7 protein-coding genes and 1 pseudogene are annotated in these 6,751 nt (G+C 66.1%); 1 reads left to right on the top strand and 7 read right to left on the bottom strand.

All coding sequences use genetic code 11. From position 1 onward, the window contains the following. From A5779_RS32980 to rpmF, 7 genes and pseudogenes are all read right to left on the bottom strand, one after another. A pseudogene (locus A5779_RS32980) lies at positions 1-148 on the bottom strand (MspA family porin); the annotation flags it as partial. Positions 149-533: 385 nt separating this feature from the next. Then, on the bottom strand, positions 534-692 hold the full coding sequence (locus tag A5779_RS34025; protein WP_165609180.1) for a hypothetical protein: 159 nt from the start codon (positions 690-692) through the stop codon (positions 534-536). 146 nt (positions 693-838) lie between these two features. Further along, entirely contained in the window at positions 839-1,390 is a 552-nt protein-coding gene (locus A5779_RS13430) for a MogA/MoaB family molybdenum cofactor biosynthesis protein (protein ID WP_370693121.1), read from the bottom strand. A gap of 23 nt (positions 1,391-1,413) precedes the next feature. Then, positions 1,414-2,820, bottom strand: coding sequence for a S1C family serine protease (locus A5779_RS13425; protein WP_064882618.1), 1,407 nt, complete (start codon positions 2,818-2,820; stop codon positions 1,414-1,416). 194 nt (positions 2,821-3,014) lie between these two features. Next, entirely contained in the window at positions 3,015-4,514 is a 1,500-nt protein-coding gene (locus tag A5779_RS13420; RefSeq protein ID WP_236734759.1) for a HAMP domain-containing sensor histidine kinase, read from the bottom strand. Between the two features lie 4 nt (positions 4,515-4,518). Further along, the gene (locus A5779_RS13415; protein WP_055117058.1) at positions 4,519-5,205 is read right to left on the bottom strand and encodes a response regulator transcription factor; all 687 of its coding nucleotides are present in this window, start codon (positions 5,203-5,205) and stop codon (positions 4,519-4,521) included. Positions 5,206-5,350: 145 nt separating this feature from the next. Beyond that, complete coding sequence (gene rpmF, locus A5779_RS13410; protein WP_044521728.1) at positions 5,351-5,524, bottom strand: 50S ribosomal protein L32; 174 nt, start codon at positions 5,522-5,524, stop codon at positions 5,351-5,353. A gap of 280 nt (positions 5,525-5,804) precedes the next feature. Here rpmF and A5779_RS13405 point away from each other — a divergent pair, with 280 nt between their 5' ends. Continuing rightward, complete coding sequence (locus A5779_RS13405; protein WP_064882616.1) at positions 5,805-6,674, top strand: putative endonuclease domain-containing protein; 870 nt, start codon at positions 5,805-5,807, stop codon at positions 6,672-6,674. Positions 6,675-6,751 lie beyond the last annotated feature (77 nt).

Below are 6,751 nucleotides of genomic sequence, written 5' to 3'. Positions count from 1 at the left end.
TGTCCCACTGCTGAACCGTCAGGGTCCGATCCTGACCATCGACCAGGCTCAGTTCATTGTCCAGACCCGCATGAGAAATGCCGGTGCTCGTAAACAGCGCCGCGATGGCTGCAACCATCGCGACCAGCACCCGACTGAATGCCTTCATGTTCTCCCTAGCTATGTCGCCGGCGCTCCCGGAGGGCCCACCGTTTGTGGAGGCGTCCCGGCCCCCGCAGACCGTACCGCCGCGCAAGACCAACATGTGATGTGGATTAGGAACTCCACACGTCGCTCTTACTTAATGCTCATCGTTGACACGAGGAACATAACGGGAGGGCATCCGAGCGGCAACGCAAGCACATATCCGCGGGGCCGCATACGTTCAATCGATCAAAATTTGCTGAATGCCGGCTGGGAGATGTCGCACAGGGTCGCGGTGCTGCAAGTTGGCCCGCGGGGCAATGCTGTGACGCCGTTCGCCTTGGTAACAACCTGAGGTCCAGACCACACTGCCTTACAGGGTTTTCCTGCCTTACAAGCCGCTCATCTATTCATCCATGATGAGGCGGAATGTTGTTCTGCAGCCACCGGTCGCGGTCGGCATCGTCGTCCGGCGAAGCGATGTCGCGTTCCTCGGGAGCGATCTCCGGGAGGGCCTCACCGAAGATCTTGTTAACTGCGTGGCGGGACATTTTGTTCGCTTCCGGCATCAGGATTCCCCTTTGTGACGAAGATCACATTCCAAGTCGAGCGGTGTGCAACGCCCGTTAACCTGCCCTTAACCAGCATGAACGCTGGGCGCGACATTCGCCAACAAACGGAAACGGCGGCCGATGGCCGCCGTTTCCGCTTGCGTTCAGATCTCCAAACTTGATAACTGGCCGATCACCTGCGCAGCCAGCGGCCCGAGGGTGGCCATACCGTCACGCACCGCTGCACGGGACCCGGCGATATTCACCACCAGCGTGCTGCCCGAGACTCCGCACAGCCCGCGCGACAGCCCCGCATCGACGATGCCCGCGGAGAGGCCCGATGCCCGCAGCGCCTCGGCGATGCCCAGCAGCTCGCGGTCGAGGATGTCGAGGGTGGCTTCTGGTGTCACATCGCGCGGTGTCACCCCCGTACCACCGACCGACACCACCAGATCGACGCCGCCGATGACCGCGGTGTTCAGCGCGTTGCGGATCTCGACTTCATCCGCGGCCACCACCACGACCCCGTCGACGACGAAACCGGCCTCACCCAACAACTCTGTGACCAACGGACCGCTGTGGTCTTCCTCGCCGTGTGCGGTGCGATCATCGACGACGACGACGAGCGCCCGGCCCACCAACTCCCCTGGCTGTTCCATGCCTGCAACCGTATATCCGGCGGCAGACAACGGTGTAGCCAGACGCAGTGTGGCCATCCCGCCGGGCCCGGTAAGTGTGCTCACTGCTCGGCCCTGCCGAGGGTGACCTCGATGGTCTGCGGCTTGCCGCCCTGGTCGAGGAAGGTCAGCGTGACCTTGTCGCCGGGGGCCTTGGACCGCACGGCGGCGACAAGCGCGTCAGCGCTGCCGATGACCCGTTCGTCGACCTTCGTGACCACCACACCGCTGGGAAGACCCGCTGCTGCGGCTGCCCCACCGTTGGTGACCTCGACGATCTTGGCGCCGTCACTGGTGGTGTCATTGCTGACCTGCACACCCAGCGACGCGTGCGAGGCCGTGCCGTTCTGGATCAGCTCGTCGGCGATCCGCTTGGCCTGGTCCACCGGGATCGCGAAGCCGAGGCCGATCGACCCGCTCTGCGCCTGCGGCGAATCCCCGCCCATGGTGGCGATCGCCGAGTTGATCCCGACCAGTTCGCCGTTCATGTTGACCAGAGCGCCACCGGAGTTACCCGGGTTGATCGCAGCGTCGGTCTGGATGGCGTCGAGCACGGTGTTCTGGTTGCGGGCGTCGCCGCCGGCGGCGACCGGGCGGTTCAGCGCACTGACGATGCCGGTGGTGACCGTGCCTTCGAGTCCGAGCGGTGAACCGACCGCCACCACATCTTGACCCACCCGGAGGTTGGCCGAGGAGCCGAGCGTGATGGGGGTGAGGCCCGAGACGTCCTGTGCGCGTACCACCGCGATGTCGCTGCTCGGGTCGGTACCCACGACGGTGAACGACTTGGTGGTCCCGTCGGAGAAGGTCACCTTGGTCTGCGCGCCGGGCGGCGCAGGCGCCCCGCCCGGTACCGGCGCGGGGCCGGGCCCGCCCGGCTTGGCGGCCTGCACGACGTGGTTGTTGGTGAGGATCAGGCCGTCGGCTGTGAGAATGATGCCGGAGCCCTCCTCGGAAGCGCGACCCAGGTCGGTCTCGAGCTTGACCACACTCGGCACCACCTTGGCCGCCACCTGCTCCACCGAACCCGGCGGCAGGGCCGCGGCGGGGACAGTCGGTGCGGCGCCGAGGCCTTGCGTGCCCAGACGCGGATGGTCGTCGTGTACGAAGGTTGCAACACCGCCACCGATGCCTGCCGACACCACGGCCACGGCGAGCGCGCCGGCCACGAGGCCGTTCTTGGACCGCTTTTTCGCGGGGACGGGCTGCGGGCCGACCGGAATCCGGTACGGGTCATACGGCGCACGGTAGGCCTGCTGCGGCGGCTGGTGTTGCGGCGTCTGGTGTTGCTGCGTCTGGTGCGACTGCTGCGGGGGCGGCAGTTGTTGCTGCTGCTGCGATGGCTGTTGACGCGCGTAGCGCCAGTCGTAGGGCTGTGACTGGTAAGGATCAGGACGCGCACCGGCGTATCCGGGGGCGCCGCCGGGATGCTGCTCCGGCTGCTGGGGGTACCTCGGGTGGTTCGTCATTGTGCTGCGTGCTCTTCTCTTGTAAAAGGTCCGCCGGCCAGTCACGCCGATCCGGTCCGACCCGTATGTCCAACCCTCGTATCCGTCACTTCGTCAAACGAAGTGGTGGTCACTCAGGTTGCCCAGATGGGCTGAGAATCCACTTAGAGATTTCTGGTCCATCCATGACTGGTCCCCCGACCACCTCAACTGTCTCACTTTTTCTCCGCGCCGACGGTGTGCCCGCCACCGGCCGGGTGCACGTGTGTCGCATCGGCATTCGAGATCGGCTGCCCTGGCAGCACCATGTGAAACGACGCCCCCGGCGGGGTGCCACCCGGCACGGTGTCGTCGATGTGCAGGGCACCGCCGTGCTTGAGCACCACCTGCTGGACGATAGCCAATCCGAGGCCGGATCCCGGCATCGCCCTGGCCGCATCGGATCGGTAGAACCGCTCGAACACCAGCGCGCGTTCCTGCGGAGGGATACCGGGCCCATGGTCGGAGACCACAAGCTCGGCATGTGTCGGATCGATCTGGCGCAACCGGACACCGACCGCCCCGCCGGCCGGACTCCACTTGGCGGCGTTGTCGAGCAGGTTGAGCACGGCGCGGCCGAGTCCGGGCGCATCGCCGAACACCTGCCAGCCAATGACATCGACGTCGAAGTCGATGTCATTGCGACGCCGCCGGACCCGCTCCAGGCTGCGGTCGACGACCTCGGACATGTCGACCGGTTCGGGGGTGATGCCGCCCGCGTCGTCGCGGGTGAGGTCGACGAGGTCGCCGACGAGGGTGGAGAGCTCCTCGATCTGGGCGATCACGTCCTGCTGCAACCCATCCATCTCGTCCCTGGGCAGCGGCGGCGCCCCGGGCGCCTGCGAGGCCATCAACAGTTCGACGTTGGTGCGCAGCGAGGTCAGCGGCGTTCTCAGCTCATGCCCGGCGTCGGAGACCAGCCGGGACTGGCGTTCCCGCGATTCGGCCAGCGCCCGCAACATCATGTTGAACGCCTCGGTGAGCCGGGCGAGCTCGTCGCTGCCGACCACCGGGATGGGCCGCAGGTCGTCGGTACGGGCGACCCGCTCCGCGGCTTCGGTGAGTCTGCCCACCGGTCTGAGCCCGGCTCGGGCCACGGCTCCACCGGCCATGGCCGCCACTGCCACGCCGACACCTCCGACGATGAGCAGCACCGTGCCCAGGCGTCGCAGCACTTGGACAGTGGGCGCCAGGCTCTTCGAGATCAGCAGGGAGCTGCCGTTGGCCAGGTGCACCGCGAGCACCCGCTGGTGATTGGCGGTGCGCAGGGACATCAGCAGCTCGCCCGAGATGACGTCCTTCTCTGCCGCGCCCAGTGGCAGCATCTGGCCCTGCTGATTGGCGGTGTAGATGGATCGGCCCGGGATCACCAGCATCGCGTTGACATCGGAGTACGCGGTGCCCTCGATCGCCTTGCCTGGGTCGGCTGCCAGCGATCCGCTCTCGATGAGCAGCCGGGCTCGGCTGTGCAGCTGGTTGTCGAGATCGTCGTAGAGCGCACGGGACACCACCGCGTAGACGGCGACGGCCATCAGCACGACCACCATGGCCACCATCGACATCGCCAGCATCATCACGCGCCAGCGCAGTGACAGTGAGCTGGTGTTTCGGAGGACGGCGGCAGGCCGCCCGATGTTCAAGGGGGTGGTGCGACCGTCGTTGTCGTTGAGCGCCATCAAATCAGGGGGGTGTTTCGCGCAGCACGTAGCCGACGCCGCGCACGGTGTGGATCAGTCGAATCTCACCTTCGGCCTCGGTCTTGCGCCGCAGGTAGCCGATGTAGACCTCAAGCGCATTGCCGGAGGTCGGGAAGTCGAAGCCCCAGACCTCTTCGAGGATGCGGCTGCGGGTGAGCACCCGGCGGGGGTTGGCGATGAGCATTTCCAGCAGCGAGAACTCGGTGCGGGTGAGGCTGATCTGACGCTGGCCGCGGGTCACCTCGCGGGTCACCGGGTCCAGGGTCAGATCCGAGAACGACATCTTCTGCGAATCGGCGCCGTCGTCGCTGACGGTCCGGCGCAGCAACGCCCGCATCCGCGCCAGCAGCTCCTCGAGCGCAAACGGCTTGGGCAGGTAGTCATCCGCGCCGGCGTCCAGCCCGGCGACCCGCTCAGAGACCGAGTCACGGGCCGTCAGCACCAGGATCGGCAGGTCGTCACCGGTGCTGCGGAGCTGCCGGCACACCTCCAGCCCGTCCAGCCGGGGCATCATCACGTCCAAAACCACAGCGTCGGGCCGGTCATTGGAAATCGCCTCGAGCGCTTCTACCCCATCCTGGGCGAGCTCGACCGAATATCCGTTGAAAGAAAGCGACCGGCGCAGGGATTCGCGCACAGCGCGATCGTCGTCCACGACAAGTATGCGCACAGGCCCAGTTTCAACCCGCTGTCTGAGAGTGGGCTGAGAGGCGCGCCGCAAATTCTCCGAGCGTTTTCGTGGCGCGTACAGCCCCTGGACACGACAAAAAGCGCTATCGCGAGCGATAGCGCTTTTTGAAGAAGTCTCTGCGGTTCTAGCGCTTGTCGAGGTCGACCAGGCCGAGACGGGCGGCCTTGAGCAGACGGCGCGGCACCTTGTGCTGCTGACCGGCGACACTGACGCCGACGAGACCGGTGGCCTCGGCCTTCCACTGCGCGCGCCGGCTACGGGTGTTCGCGCGCGACATTCTGCGCTTGGGCACAGCCATGACGTGCATCTCCTTGCTCTGGGTTGTTGCCGCGCGAATCGAAATGAGCTCACCGGCGGCGACGATTAGGTACAGAGTAACGGTTGACCTGGCGCTCCTCCAAAACGCAGCTCCACGGCCCTGCCCCAAGCGCTCCGCGGCCGTTACGCCGAGGGCTCCGCGCCCCATCCGCCCCTTCCGCCGAGATTGATGTCAGGGACAAAAATCCGGCCGATTCTGTCCCTGACATCAATCTCGATGGCATGTCGGTGCGGGGTGCGAGCATGCCGCAATGACGGCAATGACCAGGGTGTTCATGGGTAGCGAAGCGTTGGCCGAGGGGCTCGTGACGCGCAACGACCTCAGGCATCACTACCAACGGATTTTTCCCGACGTGTATGCACCAGCCGAACCCACGCTGCGGGACCGAACCATTGGCGCCTGGCTGTGGTCGAGGCGCCGGGCGGTGATCGCGGGGGTCGCCGCATCCGCGCTGCACGGGGCCTCCTACGTCGATGCCGACATCCCGATCGAACTCATCTGGCGCAACGGCCGCTCACCCAGCGGATTGATCGTGCGCAACGAGACGCTCGCCGACGACGAGATCAAACGAGTGGTCGGACTGCCGGTGACCACACCGGTGCGGACGGCGTTCGACCTGGGCCGTCACCTCCCACGCGATGACGCCGTCGCCCGCATCGACGCTTTGGCGTGGACTCTCCAGGTCACCGCCGACGACGTCACCCCGCTCATCGACCGCTACCCGCGGATCCGTGGGATCCGGGCCCTCAAAGTGGCGTTGCCACTGGTCGATTCCGGCGCCGATTCACCGCGCGAGACTTGGCTGCGCCTGCAATTGACCGACGCCGGACTGCCGCCCGACCAGACCCAGATCGTGGTGATCCAAGGACGCGGCCGCATCGTCGCAAAGTTGGACATGGGCTGGGAGCGGTTCATGGTCGGGGTCAATTACGACGGCATCTTCCACCAGTCGGACCGCAGGCGTTATGTGCAGGACCAGAAGACCCTACGGAAGCTGGAGGCCATGGGCTGGATCGTCATCCGCGTGATCGCCGAGGACAACATCGTCGACGTCCTTGCGCGGGTCGAGCAGGCGCTGCGCAGCCGCGGCTGGCATCCAGATTGCATTCAGGGACAAATCGCCGCCTGATTCCGTCCCTGGATGCAATCTGGTGGGTGGATCCCGGGCCGGACACCCCTTGACGTGGTACCGGCGGTACCCGCTAA

The sequence above is a fragment of the Mycolicibacterium peregrinum genome (genome assembly GCF_001665625.1).
In the GTDB taxonomy this organism is placed as follows: domain Bacteria; phylum Actinomycetota; class Actinomycetes; order Mycobacteriales; family Mycobacteriaceae; genus Mycobacterium; species Mycobacterium peregrinum_B.
Note: the sequence above shows the minus strand (reverse complement) of the source record. Positions and strands in the feature narration are given on the sequence as shown.

Excerpts from the sequence above, each read along its gene's own strand:
- A5779_RS13425 (WP_064882618.1), bottom strand. The coding sequence starts at position 2,820 with ATGACGAACCACCCGAGGTACCCCCAGCAGCCGGAGCAGCATCCCGGC.
- A5779_RS13420 (WP_236734759.1), bottom strand. The coding sequence starts at position 4,514 with ATGGCGCTCAACGACAACGACGGTCGCACCACCCCCTTGAACATCGGG.
- A5779_RS13430 (WP_370693121.1), bottom strand. The coding sequence starts at position 1,390 with ATGGCCACACTGCGTCTGGCTACACCGTTGTCTGCCGCCGGATATACG.
- A5779_RS34025 (WP_165609180.1), bottom strand. The coding sequence starts at position 692 with ATGCCGGAAGCGAACAAAATGTCCCGCCACGCAGTTAACAAGATCTTC.
- A5779_RS13405 (WP_064882616.1), top strand. The coding sequence starts at position 5,805 with ATGACCAGGGTGTTCATGGGTAGCGAAGCGTTGGCCGAGGGGCTCGTG.
- rpmF (WP_044521728.1), bottom strand. The coding sequence starts at position 5,524 with ATGGCTGTGCCCAAGCGCAGAATGTCGCGCGCGAACACCCGTAGCCGG.